The organism is Ruegeria sp. ABV3_008, from assembly GCF_056161185.1.
Map to the genome: position 1 here is coordinate 450,477 of NZ_JBSWYP010000002.1, position 19,813 is coordinate 470,289.

14 protein-coding genes and 2 pseudogenes are annotated in these 19,813 nt (G+C 53.0%); 10 read left to right on the top strand and 6 right to left on the bottom strand.

Going from position 1 to position 19,813, the window contains the following annotated elements; genetic code table 11:
• Positions 1–4 precede the first annotated feature (4 nt).
• The 3 genes from ACXAH8_RS06360 to ACXAH8_RS06370 all read left to right on the top strand — a co-directional run bounded on the left by ACXAH8_RS06360 (position 5) and on the right by ACXAH8_RS06370 (position 2,825).
• Complete coding sequence (locus tag ACXAH8_RS06360; RefSeq protein WP_475216945.1) at positions 5–991, top strand: glycosyltransferase family 2 protein; 987 nt, start codon at positions 5–7, stop codon at positions 989–991.
• A gap of 13 nt (positions 992–1,004) precedes the next feature.
• Positions 1,005–1,916, top strand: coding sequence for a glycosyltransferase family 4 protein (locus ACXAH8_RS06365; RefSeq protein ID WP_475216947.1), 912 nt, complete (start codon positions 1,005–1,007; stop codon positions 1,914–1,916).
• 201 nt (positions 1,917–2,117) lie between these two features.
• The gene (locus tag ACXAH8_RS06370) at positions 2,118–2,825 is read left to right on the top strand and encodes an IS6 family transposase (RefSeq protein ID WP_475216949.1); all 708 of its coding nucleotides are present in this window, start codon (positions 2,118–2,120) and stop codon (positions 2,823–2,825) included.
• 95 nt (positions 2,826–2,920) lie between these two features.
• Here the strand turns inward: ACXAH8_RS06370 and ACXAH8_RS06375 are convergent, their stop codons facing one another.
• Positions 2,921–4,642: an adenylate/guanylate cyclase domain-containing protein gene (locus ACXAH8_RS06375; RefSeq protein ID WP_475216951.1), complete on the bottom strand. Its 1,722-nt coding sequence runs from the start codon at positions 4,640–4,642 to the stop codon at positions 2,921–2,923.
• A 429-nt stretch (positions 4,643–5,071) separates the two neighbouring features.
• Here ACXAH8_RS06375 and ACXAH8_RS06380 point away from each other — a divergent pair, with 429 nt between their 5' ends.
• Positions 5,072–5,590 carry a redoxin domain-containing protein gene (locus ACXAH8_RS06380; protein ID WP_475216953.1) on the top strand — a complete coding sequence of 173 codons (519 nt, stop codon included), beginning with the start codon at positions 5,072–5,074 and terminating at the stop codon, positions 5,588–5,590.
• A gap of 268 nt (positions 5,591–5,858) precedes the next feature.
• Here ACXAH8_RS06380 and ACXAH8_RS06385 read toward each other — a convergent pair whose 3' ends face one another.
• On the bottom strand, positions 5,859–6,812 hold the full coding sequence (locus ACXAH8_RS06385) for an SDR family oxidoreductase (protein ID WP_475216955.1): 954 nt from the start codon (positions 6,810–6,812) through the stop codon (positions 5,859–5,861).
• 161 nt (positions 6,813–6,973) lie between these two features.
• Here ACXAH8_RS06385 and ACXAH8_RS06390 point away from each other — a divergent pair, with 161 nt between their 5' ends.
• Positions 6,974–7,864, top strand: coding sequence for an AraC family transcriptional regulator (locus ACXAH8_RS06390; RefSeq protein WP_475216958.1), 891 nt, complete (start codon positions 6,974–6,976; stop codon positions 7,862–7,864).
• A 322-nt stretch (positions 7,865–8,186) separates the two neighbouring features.
• Entirely contained in the window at positions 8,187–9,890 is a 1,704-nt protein-coding gene (locus tag ACXAH8_RS06395) for a SulP family inorganic anion transporter (RefSeq protein WP_475216960.1), read from the top strand.
• Between the two features lie 213 nt (positions 9,891–10,103).
• Here the strand turns inward: ACXAH8_RS06395 and ACXAH8_RS06400 are convergent, their stop codons facing one another.
• A complete protein-coding gene (locus ACXAH8_RS06400; RefSeq protein WP_475216962.1) occupies positions 10,104–11,378 on the bottom strand; it encodes an adenylate/guanylate cyclase domain-containing protein in 1,275 nt (424 codons plus the stop codon).
• A gap of 387 nt (positions 11,379–11,765) precedes the next feature.
• Here ACXAH8_RS06400 and ACXAH8_RS06405 point away from each other — a divergent pair.
• The 3 genes and pseudogenes from ACXAH8_RS06405 to ACXAH8_RS06415 form a co-directional block, all read left to right on the top strand.
• A pseudogene (locus ACXAH8_RS06405) lies at positions 11,766–12,359 on the top strand (IS6 family transposase); the annotation flags it as partial.
• Positions 12,360–12,729: 370 nt separating this feature from the next.
• Positions 12,730–16,368, top strand: coding sequence for an autotransporter domain-containing protein (locus tag ACXAH8_RS06410; protein WP_475216964.1), 3,639 nt, complete (start codon positions 12,730–12,732; stop codon positions 16,366–16,368).
• A 170-nt stretch (positions 16,369–16,538) separates the two neighbouring features.
• A pseudogene (locus tag ACXAH8_RS06415) lies at positions 16,539–17,246 on the top strand (IS6 family transposase).
• Positions 17,247–17,277: 31 nt separating this feature from the next.
• On the opposite strand, the gene ACXAH8_RS06420 reads toward ACXAH8_RS06415, so the two are convergent.
• Positions 17,278–17,433 (bottom strand): hypothetical protein, encoded by a 156-nt coding sequence (locus ACXAH8_RS06420; protein WP_475216966.1) that lies wholly within the window; start codon positions 17,431–17,433, stop codon positions 17,278–17,280.
• A gap of 95 nt (positions 17,434–17,528) precedes the next feature.
• On the bottom strand, positions 17,529–17,837 hold the full coding sequence (locus ACXAH8_RS06425; protein ID WP_475216968.1) for a cupin domain-containing protein: 309 nt from the start codon (positions 17,835–17,837) through the stop codon (positions 17,529–17,531).
• Here ACXAH8_RS06425 and ACXAH8_RS06430 point away from each other — a divergent pair.
• A complete protein-coding gene (locus tag ACXAH8_RS06430; RefSeq protein WP_475216970.1) occupies positions 17,795–18,670 on the top strand; it encodes a TetR/AcrR family transcriptional regulator in 876 nt (291 codons plus the stop codon). The two genes, ACXAH8_RS06425 and ACXAH8_RS06430, sit on opposite strands and share 43 nt — an antisense overlap.
• 228 nt (positions 18,671–18,898) lie before the next feature.
• On the opposite strand, the gene ACXAH8_RS06435 is transcribed toward ACXAH8_RS06430, so the two are convergent.
• Entirely contained in the window at positions 18,899–19,747 is an 849-nt protein-coding gene (locus ACXAH8_RS06435; RefSeq protein ID WP_475216972.1) for a TauD/TfdA dioxygenase family protein, read from the bottom strand.
• Positions 19,748–19,813 lie beyond the last annotated feature (66 nt).

Sequence of the window (19,813 nt, forward strand, 5' to 3'; positions counted from 1 at the left end):
CACCATGCCTACAGCATCCATTGTCGTACCGGCCTACAACGCCGAAGCAACCCTGGCCGAAACGCTCGCCTCGCTGCAGGCGCAAACCTATGACGATTTCGAAATCATCATCGTCGATGACGGATCGCAGGACGCGACTGCCGAGATCGCCCGCGCGCACCAATGCGACCCACGCGTCCGACTTGTCCAGCAAGCCAACCGGGGGCTGGCGGGGGCCAGAAACACAGGCATCGCTGCCGCGCGGGGTACGTTCATCGGCTTTTGCGACGCCGACGATCTGTGGATGCCCGAGAAGCTGGCGGCTCATATTCACCATCTCAAGGCCGAACCTGATGTGGGGGTTAGTTACTCCGGCAGTGCCTTGATCGACGAGGCGGGGTGCGCGATGGGGATCAAACAAGCACCCCGCCTGAAGGATGTGACCGCAGCACATGTTCTGAACCGCAACCCAATCGGTAATGGATCGGCGGCCGTTATTCGAAAGACGGTGCTGGAGGCTCTGGCATACCGTCCGAGCTTTGAAACCGAGCGGGATTGGGTCTTCGATGAGACCTTCCGGCAGTCCGAAGATATCGAATGCTGGATGCGGCTGATGTTGAAGACCGATTGGCAGATCGAAGGTGTTCCGGGGCATCTGACCCACTACCGGATCAATGCAGGCGGGCTTTCGGCGGCTTTGGATCGCCAGTTGGAAGCGTGGGAGAGGATGGTCGCGAAGCTGCGCCCGCTGAACCCTGAATTCTTTGCCCGGCACGAACCCTCGGCACGTGCTTATCAGCTGCGCTATCTGGCGCGGCGGGCCATCACCAACCTCGACCGGGACACAGCTTGGGAGTTGTTTGTGCGAAGCGTTCAGGAAAGCCCCAGCCCGGTGCTGCAGGAACCTCTGAAATCGTTCAGCACTTTCGCCGCAGCCCTTGTGTTGAAAACGTTTGGACCCGTCCCGATCACCCTGCTGGGACAAATGAAATCCAAACTGCAATCGATCTGAGAGAGGCGCCATCATGGAACAGAAAAAGATTCTCCACCTGGTAGACGACACCACAGCGGGTGGCGTGATGCGGATGCTCGACCATCTTTTGGCGCAGTCAGATCTGCCCGGCGCGGTCGAGCAAAAGGTGTTGAAAGTCAAACGGACCGCGTTTTCTTGGGGCAAACTGAGTGCGGATGTCATCGTGTCCCACGTCGTACCAAGCTGGAGAAGCCTACCCGCGTTCTCGGCGCTTCGCGCAATGCATCTGGACACTCGACTGGTCCATGTCGAACACAGCTATACTCGGGCATTCACCACCTTGAATGTCCCTCATAAACGTCGGTTTTTTGCGATGCTGCGGGTGATCTATTCCTTCTTCGATCAGGTGATCGCGGTCAGCAATGCGCAGTCTGACTGGATGAAGGAACGACGCTTGACTGCTTCGGAAAAACTGACCGTCATTCCTCCGACCGTTGATCTTGAGCAGGTGTCGCGCAACACGATGCCTCCCACGTCAAAGACCACAATCGGTGCCATCGGGCGTTTGGAGCAGCAGAAAGGGTTCGACATCCTGATCCGGGGCTTTCGGTCAACCCGAACGCCGGGCGCGCGCTTGTTGATCTTTGGCGAAGGCAGTCAGCGTGCATACCTTGGGGCACTGGCAGAGGGCGACCCGCGCATCGAGTTTCGGGGCCACGCCAAAGATCCAGCAGAGGCTTATCAAGCCGTCGATATCATTGCGATTCCCTCGCGTTGGGAGGCTTATGGGCTTGTGCTGGACGAAGCGCTTGCCGCGAAGCGTAATGTGATCGCCAGTAAAGTTGATGGGTTACGTGACCGTGAAGGAGATACGAGAGTTTCATTCTGCAACCTTGACCCTTATGATTGGCGACTTGCGATCAATAATTTTCTGCTTTCCAACACTATTGAGAAAAGCAGCTGAATCAAAATTTGACACTGGATCTTTTGCGTTTTTGCCGAGCCATTCGCTGCAAAATCAATTGTGATTTCAAAGAAATTGCCTGAGTCCAGCTTTGCGTTTTGTGGGCGAGCCTATTTAGCGCAGTACATTTTGGTGCCCTCTATGGGTCTTGTCAGAAGAACTTTGCTTGAGCGGGGCAGGGCGGTTGCATAGCATTTAGGAATGACCAAACCTACCTCCTTCAAATACTCCAAAACCAGCCCCGAAATCATCCGCCTGGCGGTGATGCTGTACATCCGATTTCCACTCTCGCTTCGGAATGTCGAAGATCTCCTGCATGAACGTGGGATCGATGTAAGCCATGAGACAGTCCGCTGTTGGTGGAATAGGTTCGGCCCGATGTTCGCCGCTGAGATCAGACGGAAGCGTGTGCAGCAACTCCGAACCTTTTCAAAATGGAAGTGGCACGTGGACGAGGTCTTTGTGAAAGTGAATGGCAAACGGCATTATCTTTGGCGCGCTGTGGATGACGAAGGCGAGGTTCTGGAAGCAGTCGTAACGAAGCGCCTTAACAAAGCTGAAGCACTGAAATTTCTCAAGAAATTGATGAAGCGGCACGGCTGCGCCGAAGAGATCGTCAAAGATCGCTTCGCTTCCTACAAGGCTGCCCTTAGAGATTTGGGTGCTCTCGAAAAACAACAGACGGGCAGGTGGCTAAACAACCGCGTCGAGAATTCGCACCTGCCGTTTCGACGACGCGGACGCGCGATGCAGCGTTTCAAGCGCATGCGAAGTCTAAAGAAATTCGCCTCCGTCCATTCCTCCGTGTACAACCACTTCAACCACGAAAGCTCGCTAGCCAGCCGAGACACCTTCAAGCTGACCCGCGCCGCCGCTCTGAGCGAGTGGCGTCAACTTTGTTCCGGATAGGTTCGCGGTTTCCGCGGCAAACTGAGACTGGTTCGAATTCGTCTGACAGCACCCAAGGTGGACATTTGTCACTTAGCAAATTCTTCCAGGAGAATTCAGTCTGGAACGCCTGCGGCAATCAAGACTTGAACAAAGCGCTCTACTTGTTCGCGGTCTCGACCGGGAATTCGTCTTGCATCACTTGCTCTGACGTCCGGCGCAACTGCCAGGTAGGCGTCTAACGCCTTATCTCTCTCCTCAATGCGACCAGAAAGATGTAGCGTCGCCACCAACTGCCTTCTGTAGGTTGGGTTTTCGGGTGCCAAGGCCAGTGCACGACGCACCGTCTTTTCTGCGCTTTCGTAGTCCTCTAAGCAAAAATGGGCAAAGTAGACGCCCATCAACCAAAGTGGTGTAAAAACATCCTGAGGACTTAATGTCTCTGCTCGTTTAACCAGATCCAGGCCCTTTTGATATGCGCCGCTTATGCAGTATCCGCTTCCACAGAAGCCCAATACGGTCGAAAACGATGGCGCGAGCGTAATGGCGCGATCAAAGAGGTCAACTGCTTCGTCCCAGCGGCCGACAAACATCAAAGACCATCCTTTGATCGCCAAAACAATGGGATCTTGATTGTCGGCTCGCACCGCTGCATCTGCCGCTGCGACCATAGCCGCTGCGGAGTTCTCGCCGGGTTCTGCCCAACTGTAGAATGCTTGTAGAAAATGCGCGAGAGCCAGGTCGGCGTTGCCAAATGCACCGCCGGACAGTTCGACTGCCCGTTCAAAATAGCGTCGAGCTTCTGCTGTTTCCGTCTGCCCCAAACGCATGACGAGAGGTCGCCCTCTCATTACACATTCCCAGGCGTCCAACTGCGTCGGATCTTTTGCCCGGGCGCGCCTAGCTTCGGCGCTCAAAAATCCTGGACCAACCGCTGAAACTATCGCGTTCGATATTTCGTCCTGAATATCAAAGATGTCAGTGAATACTCGGTCGTAGCGGTTTGCCCAAACCTGTGTTTCAGTCGCCAAGTCAATCAATTGAGTAGTGACCCGAATTCGGTCTCCAGACTTTCGAATAGAGCCTTTCAGCACATAGACTACACCCAAATCTCTGATCGTCGCCGTCAAATCCAGTCTGTTGTCCTTATGGGCCTGTGTGGAGTTTCGTGAAATCACATTGAACCAAGGCATACGGCTTAAGTCTGTAATAATATCTTCCGCCATGCCATCGGCAATGAATTCGTTTTCTGGATCAGGGGATCGATTTTCGAAAGGGAGCACTGCTACAGTCGGCTTGGAAACGGTCGTCGCAGCAATCACGGCGTCAGGTGGCCATTGGAGGATGTGAACAGGTTTAGATATGTTTTTTAGGGTGCGGGATCCTGCTGATGCAAAATCCGCTTCAAACCTACCATCAAACTGGCGATGTGCGTCTGCTGAAGTAACAATCGTTGAAGGTTCCGCCAAAGCTTCGAGCCGAGCAGCGATGTTGACTCCGTCACCATACAAATCGTCGCCGTCGACTATTACGTCACCAACATGCAAACCTATCCGATAAGCAATGCGCTTAGAGGGATCTATAGACTTCTCGGCTTCCGATACTGATTGTTGAATCGCTACGCAAGCTCGTGCGGCGCTAACTGCCGAGGGAAATTCGATAAATAGACCGTCCCCGCTACTCTTGAAAACGCGACCACTATTTCCAGCAATAATTGGCTCGAATATTTCGGAATTTAGACGTTGTTGCCGCGCAATTGTTCCTTCTTCATCTAAACCCAAAAGACGGGAAAAACCGACCATGTCCATGGCCACAATCGCAGCGAGGCGTCTTTCCAAGTTGTGCTCCATGAAACGTTAACTCCAAGCCTAGGTTGTTCTTCCGGTAGACACGAAACGAATTTCGTCGAGCTGAAAGTCCCTAGGCGATCTTATATGATAGGCGCTTCATGCCCATGGCTTAAATCTGGAAAGCCCTCCAAGATCCGCGATAGGTTTTGTCTACTAGAACACAGCATTTGCGGCAGACGTTTGGTTGACCATCTTAAATACGCGTGAAGCAGGGGTCCTGAAAAACTTGATGGCTGCTCTGTCCGCAACTCGGTCGTTGTCCCAATACTGTCGAACGTCCGTTGTTGTGACAACAGGCACACAATCAGCACCGACTGAAGTACAAATCGGGCAGACCACCGCAGACTTCGGTCATTTTGGCAAATTTTAGCTTCAAATCGACGTACAATACCCCCAACCTAAAAAAGGGCTAATAGAATGCAAAACTACAAACCCGCTGTGGGGACCCCCATTGCAAATATCTCTCTACCAACAGTTGGCGGCGGAACAATAACCGTAGGCGGAAAGCGTGAGCGACATCAGTTTTTCGTCGTCTACCGTGGAAAGCACTGCCCTCGCTGCAAGCGACACCTCAACAAATTGCAAAAGATGCTGCCAGAATTCGAAGAAGCCGGAATTGATGTTCTGGTCGCTTCTGCTGATCCGATCGAAAAATCTCTCGCGGACAAGGATGAATTCGGCTGGGAGTTTGATTTAGCTTATGATCTCAGTGAAGATCAAATGAGGGAATTGGGTGTCTATATAACCGATCCCATTTCGCCAAACGAAACGGATCGGCGTTTTGCGGAGCCGGCATCCTTTTTCATTCTTCCGGATGGCACGACGCAGATTGTCATTTTGTCTAACGGGCCTGCGGCACGTCCGGATCTGGAAGAGTTGCTAGATGGAATGAAGTTCAATATCTCCAACAATCGGCCGACGAGGGGGATGGCTTGAAGAAATGCGGCCGTTGTGGGTTTTGTAGCCAAAAAAGCTGGCGGGCTTATTTCCCAGTGAAATCATGGAACGATAGGTGGGGTGAGACAAATAGAAAATATTTGTGAGACGCTTACGGCTGCGGCGGAATAGCACTCTCGTGCCGGAGCGGCCATTGGTGCACTGAGCAGAGAAGGTCTGGATCGAGCCCAAACCTCCCCGATGCTGTACAGCGCACCAATGTCCGCTCTCCGAACTGGTGCTCTAGCAGCCAACTTCAATCAGTTGGTTAGAGTTTCCACTCAAACCCGACGGCTTTTTCGGACACCTCCCAGAGCCGCGTCATGACTGCTTTGTCATGAGCGTGAGCGTTCAATGTACCCTTGCCGACTGGGCCAACCGCTTCCATGCGGCCCGTTGGACCGTAGAGTGCGCGTTGCATGGTCAGTGCCTCTTCGGTCGCGCACATAACCTCAGGGTATGCGCCTTGTTCCGCAGTCTGAACCATGGGCGTTTTGGTCATCAGCCACCAGATGAAACGCATCGTGCGGCTGCCGCTTGTTGTGATCAGAGACGTCGCCGACGAGCCCGGATGACAGACGTAGACCTTGACATCTTTGCGCCCCGCATCGGCCAGCCGGTCCTGCAATTCGTAGGCGAACATCATCTGCGCCAGCTTGCTCTGCGAATAGGCGGTGTTTGCGCCGAAACCCTCGGCCCAGTTCATGTCGTCGAACTTGATGGTCTTGAGACCCATATTGTAGCCGAGGCTGGCAACGACCACGATCCGGCCTTTGCTTGTCGTGATGCGGTCAAAAAGCAGGCCATCCAACAGAAAATGCCCGTAATGGTTGGTCCCAAGCTGACTTTCAAACCCATCAACGGTCAGCTTGCGTGTCGGCACTTGCGCGATAGCTGCGTTGTTGATCAATGCGTCGATGCGGGGCACGGTTTTAAGGACCACTTCGGCGGCCGCGCGAACGCTTTCCAGGATGGACAGGTCCATACGAATGAAGCTCACATCGGTTTTCGCACCGAACTCCCGTTTCAACTCTGCGATTGCCGCCTCGGATTTCTCGGTCGAGCGATTCAGCATCACAACTTTGGCGTTCTTTTTCAGAAGAATGCGCGAGGCTTGAAAGCCTGCGCCTGCGTTGGCGCCGGTGATGATGTAGGTCTTGCCTGACTGGTCGGCGAGGCGCTCTGGCATCCAACCTTTGGGTCCAAATGTCGTATCAGCCATTTTCTGTCTCCTGTCAGCCCAAACTGGCGTTATGAGGTGTTTTTGCTCTAGGAAACAAATAGAACCCGGTATGGCGCTAAAACAGGCCATATCCTCTCGATTACTTGCCCAATCGTCTCAACTACATTGCAAAGATGAAAACCCTCTGTCAGCTAGAGTGTATGAGCAAAGAGCAGATCAAAGACCTGATTGAGCACCATCTGTCCGAGGCAGGCCTTGTCGATACCGCATTGAAGGGCGTCCAGATTTTTCGGGTAACTGAGGCCATGCCGTGCGTCCCTGCAGTTTACGAGCCCACAGTGGTTGCGATTCTCAGTGGCACCAAGGAAGCAGTGTTGGACGGTAACCATCATGTCTATGGCAGCGACAAATACCTTCTGTGCCCAATGACCTTACCGGTGGAGGCTGGTACGCCACAGGCTTCCAAAGCGACGCCTCTGCTCGGCGTCGTGATCGCTTTGGATCCACGAATAATGCGCGCGCTCACCTTGGAGATTGAGACCACCGCAGGCGGCAACAGACAATCGTTGGCTGGTACACCGTCAGCTTTAGCGTTGGCGTCCTGGGACTTTGGTTTCACGCAGGCACTGCTGCGGCTTATCGAGTTGCTCGAAAATCCAGTTGATCTGGAGGTGCTTGGACAGGGGCGTATGCGCGAGTTGTGTTACGCGGTGCTCATGGGCGAGGCCGGTGCCGCTGCAAGAAGGGCCTTTGGCGTCGGCAACGAAATTGCGCACACAATCGACTACCTCTCGAACCACCTGAAAGAACAAGTAACCATCGACGAAATGGCCGCCCATGTCGGGATGAGCCGCGCGGTATTCCACAGGCGGTTCAAAGAAGCCACGACAATGTCTCCGATACAGTTCGTGAAATCCATGCGGCTGAACAACGCCGCCATGAAGATTGCCGAAGGAAAGACTGTTTCGGAGGCAGCCTGGGACGTGGGCTATCAAAGTTCCTCTCAATTCAGTCGCGAGTTTAAACGGATGTACGGCCAGTCGCCACGGCAATGGAGCAGCGCGGCGCGGGTGCCACAACGATTGGCATGAGGTGCTCCCGCTAGCCTTTGTTTTCGTGGCGAATGTCCGGTTTGATTGATGCAACCGTCATTGGGCGGGTTGCACCGAATGACGGCTTTCTCCGCAAAACTGACGTTCAAACAAGTTGCAGCAAACGTCTGTTGTTCGGGAAAAGCCCCAACTCGCTGCCGAGCAGCATCACGTTTGTAGAACGTGAGAAAAACGCAGAAACCGGACGTTGCAAATTCGAGGAAATCTGCAAAAAGTTCAATGCATCCGAAAAACGCCGGTACGATCACGAGAAATAGCTTCTGCTGCCACGCGTGGGCTAACCCGAAAGTGCAACATTTGAATGTCTGACAAAACGTCTCATTCTCACGGATCATCCCTTCCGGTTCTGCAGGGAGTTCTGCCTATTGTTCCGGCCAAGCTTCCGGCCGAAATCCTTGCCGGAGTGACCTTCGCGTGCCTCGCGATACCCGAGGTCATGGGCTATACAAAAATTGCAGGAACACCGGTCATTACCGGGCTGTATACGATTATGATTCCGATGACGCTTTTCGCTATATTCGGATCTTCACGCCACCTTGTTGTTGGCGCAGACTCGGCGACTGCTGCCATCACGGCATCAGCCTTGGCTGGCATGGCTGTAAGTGGTTCTTCTGAATACATGGCGCTTGCTTCGCTTTTGGCGCTGATGGCGGGTATTCTCTTGATCGCGGCCAGAGTCGTCGGTCTGGGGTTTCTGGCCGATTTCCTGTCAAGAACGGTTCTGGTCGGCTTTCTGACCGGTGTTGGTATTCAGGTCGCCTTAGGCGAGTTACCTGGGATTTTAGGCATTGAAACGAGCGGTCATGGCACGATCCAGAAACTCTCAAGCGCTTATCAGAACATCAGTCAGATCAGTTGGGCGACGTTTTTGATTGCAACCGCAGTTTTGGTCATTGTGATCGGAGCGAAACGCCTGTCCCCAAAGGTGCCTGGACCATTGATTGCTGTCATCGGGATCATCGGACTAAGTTGGTTTTTTGATTTCGAAAAAAACGGGATTGCCTTGCTAGGCCCCGTGCCGAGCGGTTTGCCTTCACTCTCTATCCCGCAGGTTAACTGGAACTGGACGACATTCAAACAGCTGCTCCCCACAGCGCTGGCGATACTCGTCGTCATCCTGGCGCAGAGTGCCGCGACATCTCGCGCCTATGCTGCGCGCTACGGGGAAAAGTTCAACGAAGATACCGATCTTGTCGGGCTTGGTATTGCCAATATTGGCGCGGCATTCAGCGCGACTTTTGTCGTCAATGGAAGTCCTACCAAGACCGAGATGGTTGCCGGTGCCGGAGGCCAAAGCCAGATAGCCCAATTGACTACGGCGCTGGTCGTGTTGTTTGTTCTCTTGTTCCTAACACAGCCTCTTGCGTTCTTGCCTGAGGCTGTGCTGTCCGCCGTCGTATTCCTGATTGGTCTGAAGCTGATAGACCTGCGCGGATTGCGAGAAATCTTCGTTCAAGCGCCTACTGAGTTCGGGATAGCAATGGGCACGGCAGCGGTGGTTGTAGCCACCGGAGTCGAACAAGGCATCATTTTTGCGATGGTTCTTTCGCTGATCGATCATACGCGTAAAGGATATAGGCCCAAGAATTCCATCATCACCAAAATGCCAGACGGGGAATGGCTGGCACGACCACTCGACAAACCCGAGCAATTCGAACCTGGGCTCATTGTTTACCGCTTTTCACACGGAATGTACTATGCAAACGCGCAGCGATTTGCGAATGAGGTTATCGAGGTCGTCGCCGTGATCGAAGAAAAGACCCACTGGTTCTGTATCGACGCTTCTGCAATTGACGACATCGATTACACCGCCGGGAGTGTTCTGAAAGCAACCATTCAAACACTCCACGATCGTGGCACTAAGGTCGTGTTTCTCTTCGCCGAACCATCGATAGAGGCAGAACTCGAACGTTATGGAATAGCCAATCTTGTCTCGAAGAAGTTCTTTTTTCGAAAGGGTAACGATATGATCGAGGCCTACGAAGTCGAAAGAGCGCGTAGCTGAATTCATTCCAACTAACGCGCGCGCCATCTAGCGCCAAAAAAGCGTAAGATTGCGCATCCGTGACGAATGTCTGGAAAGCGGGTTGCAATCGTGGCATTCGAACACAGTGCTTAAGGTCGGTTTTGAGCCCAAAGCAAACCGTTGTCAATCTAGTGCCCGCGCCTCAAAACGCGCCACAACGAGTGTTTGCCAAAAGCCTATTGCAATTGAGCGCTAGGTGGTGATTGCAAAAGAAAAGACCTCTAAGTCTTCATCAAAACCCCGCAAAGAATGCCGCCCCAATTTTTGCGGCTCGTCAGATACCAAGTTCACAAAATCGCCCGTTGCCAAAAGCCGCGCGTCCAGTTTTCGCGTCAGGCCTTCTAACCTGCTGACAATCGCGACTGATGTGCCAGTTACCGTAAAATCCAAGCGCCTTTCGGTGCCAACATTCCCGTAGACAGCGGCGCCCGTGTGCAAACCAACCCCAAACTCAGCACGGTCTGATGGATCAAGTTCTTCATTCCTTTGAAACGCTTCACGCGCTGCGGACAGGGCTGCTTCGCACATGTCCTCAGGTAGTCTTCGTTGACCATCAAATGGAAAGATCGCAAGCAACCCATCACCAACGAATTTGAGAATCTCTCCGCCGTGATCGTGTACCGCCCCACCAACACAATCGAAGAATTGGTTAACCGTCGCGACATATTTTTCCGATGACAAGCGCTGGCTCAAAGCCGTAGAGCCGCGCATATCACTGAACAAGAGAGCACAGTCAATTCTGCTGACATCTCCCCGGGCTATTTGACCGTTAAGTACGGATCGACCGGACACTTTGCCTAGATAGACCTCCATCAATTCAGCCGCCAAGAACTGCTCCGACAATACACGCGCTGCACCAAGCAAAGGTAAAGATAGCCGCGACAGACCATCTACCTCACGGTCCGTGAAGCCAGAACGACGCTTTGTAGCAAAAGAAACAGACGCGCCCAGAGCCCACTCCATCTCTCCGTCAAAGACAACAGTACGATTGCCGAATGGCGCACTGAATACGACATAATCGGTGACACCTGCTTCAGCGAGTTTTCGGAATAGCGGAAATTTGTCGCGGGTCGCTTGGTCAGTCAGATTTGCACGCATGAAAGGAAACTTGATTGTTCCGTTCGAAAGTCCGTCGGCCAAGTCCCATACTTCCTTACTAAAGTGCTGTTTGGCAATCTCATTGGCCAATTTCGAATTCTCTCCGAAGGGTGCTTTGTCGAAGAGATCAGCCGTTACTGAACTGCGTGGAAGAACCGTCCATTCAATACGATGGTTCGAAACATCCCACGTTGCATCGAGCAATCCGATTACAGGGTGCATCATCAGGCGGCCCAACGAAACACGTGTGACCGGCACGCCACCATCGATCAGCCTGAGACTTAACTGCTCGACTAGTCCACCAAGATCAGCATCAAAAAAGGCCAGCTTTTGCAGCCAATCTGCAATGCGGTCGAAAACATCCGCCATACCTTACACCTCCGCCACCATCTTGTTACAGCCGGAGGCTCGTGTCATTCGGTTTGTCTTCGAACTCTCAATTCTCTAACAATGAGATCGCAAATTCTTTTGCGCGTTCGCTCTCAGTATTCAGGCGATCGTCAGCATCAGAGCCCAATTTGAGTTTTGCTGCTTTTCGTCACAAAGTCCGGTGTTTGTTTTTAGGCAATTCAAATAGGAAAGGCAAAAAAGTGAAATTCATAAAATTGTACTCAGACGCCCAAGGCGAAAGCCATTGGAAAGACATCTAAGTTGAACTTGAGGAGCAAGCATTCGCGCCGCCTGCGAAAGCAATCGAGAGGTCTTGTCAGATTAACTTTGCTTGAGCGGGGCAGGGCGGTTGCTTAGCTTTTGTTCATGACCAGACCTGCCTCTTTCAAGTATTTCAAGACCAGCCCCGAGATCATCCGCTTGGCGGTGATGCTGTACATCCGTTTCCCTCTCTCGCTTCGGAATGTCGAAGATCTGCTGCTTGAGCGAGGCATCGACGTGAGCCACGAAACAGTCCGATATTGGTGGAACAGGTTTGGCCCTATGTTTGCTGCTGAGATCAGGCGGAAGCGTGTGCAGCAACTACGCGCGTTCTCTAAATGGAAGTGGCACGTGGACGAGGTTTTCGTGAAGGTGAATGGCAAGCGGCATTACCTTTGGCGGGCGGTGGATCATGAAGACGAGGTGTTGGAAACCGTAGTCACCAAACGCCGAAACACAGCTGCAGCACTGAAATTCCTCAAGAAATTGATGAAGCGAAACGGTAAAGCGGAAACCGTCGTCACGGATCGGTTCGCATCGTATCGTGCCGCTTTCAGAGAGCTTGGTTCTGCCAAAAAACAGCAGACGGGCAGGTGGCTCAACAACCGCGCAGAGAATTTACACCTTCCTTTCCGACGACGCGAACGCGCGATGCAGCGTTTCAGGCGCATGCGAAGTTTACAGAAATTCGCTGCTGTCCTTGAGGTGACAAAGGACGGTCCAGAGCTGCCGCTTATTGGTTTTTCAGATCATACATGTGTTCAAATTGCATCATATAAAAGGCCATTCAGAAGTTTGTTAACACATCGTTAATTGGAACATCAAAAAGCCATCATTTTTTTGCCTCTGACATGTGCGCGGAGAGTTCCGCGCAAAAAAACGGTAGTGGTTTCCAAACCACCCTTAAGTGGTGAACAAGATGTTTCGAGTATGCGGTTTGAACCGTAAAGCGCGCCGTCATGCGGCGGCGCTTTCCAAAGCACAGCCCAATAACAACCATCGGGTTAGACCTACCTTATTTTGCGTCTTCGCGGTTCCGGTTGCGGCCGGTTCAATAGGTTTGGGGGCAATGATCGGAGTGGCAACTCCTTTAAGTGCGCAAACGGTTGTTCCTCCGTCAAACGGTCCGTGCACTGTTGCGGGTGACGTCGCCACCTGCACGGGAGATGTTTCGTCGGGTGTCCAGGCAAGCGGACCCACAATCGAAACGCTCAATATCAATAGTGTTACTGCACCTGGAATTGCACCTGGCGGTGGAACCGACGGCGTTGCCTTTGCCACACCATCAGGGAACGCAACCCTTAGTATCCAGACGAATGGAACCGGCGGCATTGTCACCACGGGCAATGGCGCGGATGGGATTGTTGTAGATGCAAACGGCGCCGGGGAAGTTTCGATCACTTCGACCGGCGACATTGCAACAAACGGACGGCGTTCCTTTGGTATTCGATCCGAACTTGAGGGTGACGGCACCGTTTCGGTGAACTCGACTGGCAACGTTACAACATCCGGACGCAGCCGAAGCGTTGGAATCGGCGTCACTCAACAAGGTGGTGATGGCAACGTGTCAGTAGTATCAGATGGTCGGATCAACACATCGGGCAGCCGTTCAGACGGAATTAACGCCAATCAAGACGGTGGAGACGGCGCGGTATCGGTCAACTCAGTGGGCGACATCAGCACAGCTGGAAGTCGGTCTACAGGCATCACCGCTCTTCAGAGTGGTGGCGAAGGGGATGTCTCGGTGGTGTCGGATGGCAATATCTCGACGGAAGCTAACAACTCTGGCGGGATAGTTGGACAGCAAAGCGATGACGATGGCGATATCGCGATCCAATCGACGGGAAATATCACAACAGAAGGCAACAACTCGAATGCCATCTTGGCGCGCCAAAATGGCGGCGAGGGGAATATTACCGTTGAATCCGAGGGCGACCTCTCGACTACCCGTAGAAACGCCCGCGGGATATTTGCCCGGCAAGACAACGACGATGGATTTATAACAATCCGTTCGACCGGAAACATCACGACGGCCGGGAATAACGCTGATGGTATCTTGGCGCGTCAAAATGGCGGCGACGGGGATATCACCGTAGAATCCGAGGGCGACCTCTCGACTACCGGAAACAACGCCCGAGGGATCTTTGCCCGGCAAGACGACGGCGACGGCTCTATCACAATCCGTTCGTCCGGAGACATCACGACGGCCGGGAACAATGCGGATGGCATATTTGCCCGCCAAAGGGGCGGAGAGGGAGATATCAATGTCACCTCGTCGGGCGACATTTCGTCCGCACGGGACGGCATCCGTGCGTTTGTGACCAATGACGGCGATATTTCCATAACGAACCGAGGCGATGTCAGAGGTGAAGCAGCAGGCGACGGCATCAACGCAACGGTAAATGGCGTGGGTGACGTCGTCATCGACAGCTCCGGGAATGTTACCGGCAGGGATTATGGGGTCTACGGTGCAGCCAATGGAACGGGCAACGTAACGATCACCTCTAACGGCAACATTTCGGCTGATGAAGAACATGCGATCTTCGCAAACGCAGAGGACGGGAATGTAACCGTCGATGCGACGGGCGATATTGAATCCCGCGACAGTGATGCGATTGATGTGGAAACCGGCAGCCCCGGAGGCGTGATCGACGTGATAGTGGCGGGCAATATCTCTGGCAGCGCTATTGGCATTGACGCAGACGCCGAGGATTCCGGCGATATCAGTATTCAGGTCACGGGCAATATTCGCGCTGGTTCGGATGACGGTATCGAGGCTGAAGTTGATGGAGACGGCAACATCTCGATCACGATGAATGGCGATATCGATGCAAACGAAAACGGGATCCGCAGTTTTGTGGCCGGTGACGGAAACATCTCGGTTGAAACGTCTGGTGATATAGCGGCTGATAGCTTTGACGGCATCAATGCGGAAATTGACGGAAGCGGTGATATTGCCATTTCGGCAACCGGCACCATCGATGCCGAAGTTGACGGAATCTTTGCCCACGTGACCGACAACGGAAACATACGCATTACAAATTCCGCATCCATAACCGCCAGAAACGACGAGGGAATTGACGCCGAAATCTTCGGAGACGGAGATGTCTTCATAGAAAACTCGGGTCAGGTAACCTCTCGCGAAGACGATGCGATTGAAGTGGATGTCGAAGGAAGTGGCGACGTCAGCATTGAAAACTCTGCCCAGCTTACCGCCGATTCCGACGCGATCGACATTGAGCTAAACGGTGATGGCAACGCGAGGGTCACCAATAGCGGGGCGTTGCGTTCACTGGACAATAACGGGATCGAAGTGGACGTAGATGGAATGGGTTCGATCACCATTTTGAACACAGGAAATATTGATGCGTTCGAATACGGTATCGAAGTCGAAGATCGTGACAACAATGCCGCCGCAACCATCACAAACTCGGCTCGTATCACCGGTCGTGACGGCTTTTCCATCGTATTCGGCGGGGACGGGAACGACACGTTGACGCTCGAACCCGGCTCAGCCCTGACCGGTTCGGTCGATTTCGGCAATGGCAATGATGGCATGGGGGGCACGAACCCGAATGACATTGACACGCTGAATTTTGCGCCCGGGGTGAATGCGGTTGTCAACTTTGCCGATGCATCGGGTGGCGATAATGAACTTGCGTCCGCCCCCGAAGTCGTCAATTTCGATGGTGCAGGCGTTTTGGTCAACAATGGCCTTACGGCGGTTTCGGTGGATACAACGGGATTTGTGGCCCAAGGCACCTTTATCAGCGATCTGACCGAAGCAGTGTTCAATACGATTGAAACCGCCAGTCCCTATGACTTTGGCTCATCCGAGGGTCAGGTCAGCAGGAACCGGAGTGCATTCGGGTATGCCGAACAGGATGGTGGTCCCTATGTTTGGGGTTCAGCCTTCGGTGGAGATCGAGATGTTGACGAAGAGGGTTCAAATCTTGGTTTCAGCCATAGAATGTACGGTTTTGTAGTTGGTGCTGAAACGAATGAGTTCATCGGAAACAGCGATTTTGGTGTTCTTGTTGGCTACGACGATAGCCGCATCTCGCTGGATCAGGATGCAGGTGATACTGATATCAAGTCATATTTTGGCGGCGTTTACCTCGAAAGGGACTACGGACATTATCGCATCAACGCAGCTCTCCTTGCTGGCATAACCGACAATGAAGTGACTCGAAACGTTGATGGCGGCGAAGCGCAAGGCGATTTTGATGGGACGTTCGTTGCTCCATCGCTTTCGATCTCGGCCCCCATCAACGCTTTGCCAATACCTGCCTTCTTCAGTGCTCGCGCAAGCTATGTATTTCTGAAACTTGACGAGTATACCGAAACAGGAACCGCGTTTCCTCTAACGGTCGAAGATCGGAACGTTTCAGTCTTCAACACGCGGGCGCAATTGAACTTGCCCCGCCTCTATGAGGGTGCAAATGGATCGAGCACCTACCTGAACTGGGCAGTCGGAATTGACGCAACTCTCGATGCAGGGTCCGACGATGTAGACGCGATCGTAGCGGCGACGCCCTTTTCTTTCGTAGCGTCCACAGAAGATGCAGCTGCTGGGTTTCTTGGCTTTACGCTTGAACATATTTCTGCAGATGGAAATAGGTCGGTAGGCTTCAGCGGTGAATTTCAATCAACCTTTGGTGGTGGATCCAGTATTGTTGGAGAACTCACAGCTTCCATAAGGTTTTGAACCTATGGAGGGCTTCTCACTTGGTCGATTGTTGTTGCCGAAAAGCCTTTTCAATCGGGCTAGCTTCCCTACCATGGGAGCGCCCGTTTCGTTTCGTCAGGCGTGACCAAGAGGGTCTTGTCAGAAGAACTTTGCTTGAGCGGGGCAGGGCGGATGCATAGCTTTTGCATATGACCAAACCTGCCTCTTTCAAGTACTTAAAAACTAGCTCCGAGATCATCCGCCTTGCGGTGATGCTGTACATCCGTTTTCCTCTTTCGCTTCGGAATGTCTAAGATCTGCTGCACGAGCGAGGCATCGACGTGAGTCACGAAACTGTCCGGTATTGGTGGAATAGGTTTGGGCCGGTGTTTGCCGCTGAGATCCGAAGAAAGCGTGTTCAGCAGCTGCACGCGTTCTCCAAATGGAAGTGGCACATGGGCGAGGTTTTCGTGAAGGTGAATGGCAAGCGGCACTATCTTTGGCGGGCTGTCGATCATGAAGGCGAGGTACTGGAAGCCGTCGTCACCAAACGCCGAAACAAGGCTGCAGCACTGAAATTCCTCAGGAAATTGGTGAAGCGGCACGGTTGCGCCGAAGAGATCGTCACAGACCGTTTCGCATCGTACAAGGCGGCGCTCAGAGATTTGGGTGCTCTCGAAAAACAACAAACGGGCCGTTGGCTCAACAACCGCGTCGAGAATTCGCATTTGCCGTTTCGACGAAGAGAACGTGCGATGCAGCGTTTCAGGCGAATGCGAAGTTTACAGAAATTCGCCGCCGTCTATTCCTCCGTCTACAACCACTTCGACCAGGAAAGATCGCTGACCAGCAGAGGCTCCTTCAAGCTGTCGCGCACCGCCGCTCTTGCAGAGTGGCGTCAGCTTTGTTCCGGATAGGCTCGCGGATTCCGCGGTAGACTGAGACTGGTTAGAATTCGTCTGACAGCACCTGAAATTCGTCCACCGGAGCGAGTGCGTCGTGCGCAATCGGTGGTGTCAGATCCTGCGCCGCGCAGCCGTCAGAGATGCGTTTAAGCAGATGTCTTGAATGATAGTGTTGGGCTACCTCTTGCAGGTTCGTCATGACATAGCCTCCCCAAAAGTGATGATGGCAGGATATATCAGCAGGGACAATATGTCCGCTTACCACCCAGACTTGAGCGCGTGGCTTAGGTTGCTTCAAGGGGGTGCGTCTTCAGGCGCCAGGATCGTCATGCCAGCCTTTTCCGCCACCGCCATGATCGCCGGAATGTCGGGTGGCCCATCCGGTGCAGGAATATCCGTTGTGCCGTCCGGCATTGCTTCGCCCGCTTCGGTGAAGAATGTATCATGCATAGCTCCCGGAGCGTTGATGCATAGCAAGCGACCTGGAGTTTGCCCAATACAAGTAAACGCGTGCACCGCGCCATCTGGGACTTTCACGAAATCGCCACTGCTTACCTTTTTTGTCTCGCCGTTTAGGAAAAACTCAAACTCGCCTTCGAGCACATAAAAACTCTCATCTTCGCCAGCGTGATGATTGGGGGGGCGCCTGCACCTGGGGCGGTCTTGATTTCAACGATTGTACAGCGATCTCCGGTTTCGGCTGGAAATGCATGGAATTTCAGAAGGTTACCAAGAAGGTGATATGTGCGAGGGCGAGATTGCGTCATTTCAACGACTCCCTTTACTTCGATGAATGCACCTTTATGATACACATATCTCATCATGAGACAAGTGTATCATTAAGGGATATCGGTGTGGCCCCTCGAACCAATCAAATGAACAGGACCAGAGAGGCGTTGCTGACGGCGGCACGTGAGCTTATGTCAGAGGGGGAAAATGTGACGCTTGCCAAAGTCGCAGAGCGCGCGAAAACCGGTCGGGCAACGGTATACCGGTACTTCTCCGATCCCGGCGTGTTGGCGCTCGACGCGACTCTCGACATAGAGGTGATGCCGACCGCAGAATTGCTGGAAGGACTTGAGGATGTACGCGGCCGTGTGCACGCGGTTGCGCGCTACTATCTGGATTTCTCACGCAAACATGAGGCTTTCTTTCGCCAGTTTCTAGCTGAATCGCTCAAGGCATCACTGCAAGACGGCACTGTCAATATGCGTGGAGCGAGAAGGGTCGCGGCATTTGGAGAGGCCCTTGAACCCGTTTGCAGCTCGATGAAACTAAGCGATTACGAAGATCTGACACTACGTTTGGCCATGACAACAGGCATAGAGCAGTTTGTGATATTGGAAGATATTCTGCGCGTAGATCAGCAAAAGGGGTACCGGCTACAAGAAGATCTCGTGGACGCTCTGCTTAACCAGTACCTTCCGAAAGTGTGAAACGCACCAGCAACGCAATTTCGGTTAGATGGGCGCTTTTCAGCTGTGCAGAGGCTCAGCTAAACGTGTTGCAATGCAGCGAACGACAGCTATGTCCGCGAAGCGGTCATTCGGACGGAACGCAGCGCACGACCGCGTTGAGCCCGAAGCGGAAGTTCAACTGACCTTTGGTCGCTGACGTATTCTCCGTATAGCGAACTCGGCTAGAGCAACTCGGTTCGGTCGAGACTAAACAGGTCTATCGCCTTTCACGGTCACACGTCGCCCTTTTCGCTCTGCGGGCCAATAGTCCCAGATAGCGCGATGCATACAACACCGGTTGTCCCAAAAGGCCATGTCGTTAAGCGACCACCTGAACCGGATTTGATAGTTGATTTGCTCTGCATGCTCGAAAAGCATGTTGAGGATCGCGTCGCTTTCCTTATCCGAAATGCCCAAAATCTTTGTTGTAAATGTCCGGTTCACAAACAGCGATTTCCGGCCCGTTTCCGGATGAGTCCTAACGATTGGATGAACCGCTTCGGGGCAATCAATTTCGCTGTCTTTTTGTCCCCGGTCGCTATAGCGGCCTTTATAGATATGCTCTGAACTATGAAGCGCAGACAATCCGTTGATCATATTTTTTATCGGCTCAGAAAGATCGTCGTAGGCCGCATACATATCACTGAACATGGTGTCCCCGCCGCAGGGAGGGGCGATATGGATTTGTAGCATAGTTCCAAGGGGCGGCGTCTCGTCGCAAGAGACGTCAGAGTGCCAGAACTCACCGTTTGCGACCTTGGAATTCTTGGTTGCATGGATTTCGAATATTTCTGGATATCCTTCCATCGTTGGGGCTGCGGGGTGCGCATGAAGCGGTCCAAAACGTTTCCCAAATTCGATGTGCTGTATAGGCGGTATTTCCTTCTGCTCTTTGAAGAACAGCACCTGGTAGGTGTGAAAGGCGTCGCAGATCTCCGCAAACTGATCGTCAGGCACAGGCTGGCTCAAATCTACTCCATAGATCTCGGCGCCAAGGTTTGGAGCGAAGGGTTTGGCAACGATGGAAGTGTAGGCGTTGGATTTGGGAGCAACCATAAGCACCTCTGGGTTTGGTTTCGTTGGGCATGCTATGCGCAAGTTACACACCAACAAAAATGAACA